2 protein-coding genes are annotated in these 956 nt (G+C 47.1%); both read right to left on the bottom strand.

Annotation, left to right across the window (positions count from 1 at the left end):
* Positions 1–415 (bottom strand): AMIN domain-containing protein (locus KDM89_RS19135; protein WP_212689512.1); only part of this gene is annotated, 415 nt, incomplete at its 3' end.
* Positions 412–956: pilus assembly protein PilP (locus KDM89_RS19140; protein WP_329604698.1), on the bottom strand; the 545-nt coding region annotated here is incomplete at its 5' end. The genes KDM89_RS19135 and KDM89_RS19140, both read right to left, overlap by 4 nt.

Genomic DNA, 956 nt, shown 5'->3' on the forward strand with positions numbered 1-956 from the left:
CACCACCGGAACCATCTATTGTCACGATCAGATATTTCCCCTCTATCGTGGCGGCGTAATTGAGCGGCTTATTGAGATTAAAAATCATGCGAGTACGGCCGGACGCCTCAACCAGCGTGACGGTACGCAGATCACCGATATTTACATCCACGGTACTTTTACCGGTACCGTTAACCACGTCGGGAAAATCCAGCGCTATCCGAGATGGCGTTGCGATGGAAAAGCCAGCCGGCTGCTTTTCGAGTGGATTTTTCATCCCAATCTTGACGACAATATTCGCACCCTGCTGATTGGTGACGACAGACTCAATACTGTTAGACTGAGCAAAAGCCAACTGCGTCAGTCCCAACATGAACAGGAAACAGGCTTTGACAAACATAGCGCCCCTTTTACTTGTATTTATCAACGCTTTCATTTTTGACTCCCCTGCAGCTCAAGCTTAACATTACGTTCAACCCATTCTCCTGTTGCATCCTGGACCGTTTCTTTAATCTGGATTTCAGCATCGGTAATTTTCGTGATCAGACCAAAATTTTGCCCGATGTAGCCACCCTGCTTGGCCTGATACACTTTTTTATCCGACTGTATCAAACCAATACGGGCTGATTTTTTTTCAATCACACCCACCATTTTTAAGGCATCCAGAGGATAGCCTTCCAATTCTTCGCGCGGCCTGTCCATATTGGGACGCAAGCCATTACCGCTATCAGGTTTCATACGTGCCAATACAGCCAACAATTTTTCCTGATTAAAGGGATCAATCTCCGACTTCACCTCATAAGAAACCGGCACATAGACTTTCGGCGGATTGAGCTTGGGAGTGACCAGTTTAGTTTCTTTTTTAACCGACTCCATCCACTCCGTGAGCTCAGACGCACCATTGTCACCGCAGCCGCTCAGCACCAGTGTTTGGCCCAGCAAGACCGTCAGAACTAAGAATTTACGTATCATTTCTT

This window comes from Cognatundibacterium luofuense, assembly GCF_018139685.1.
Classification (GTDB): domain Bacteria; phylum Pseudomonadota; class Gammaproteobacteria; order Burkholderiales; family Burkholderiaceae_D; genus Undibacterium; species Undibacterium luofuense.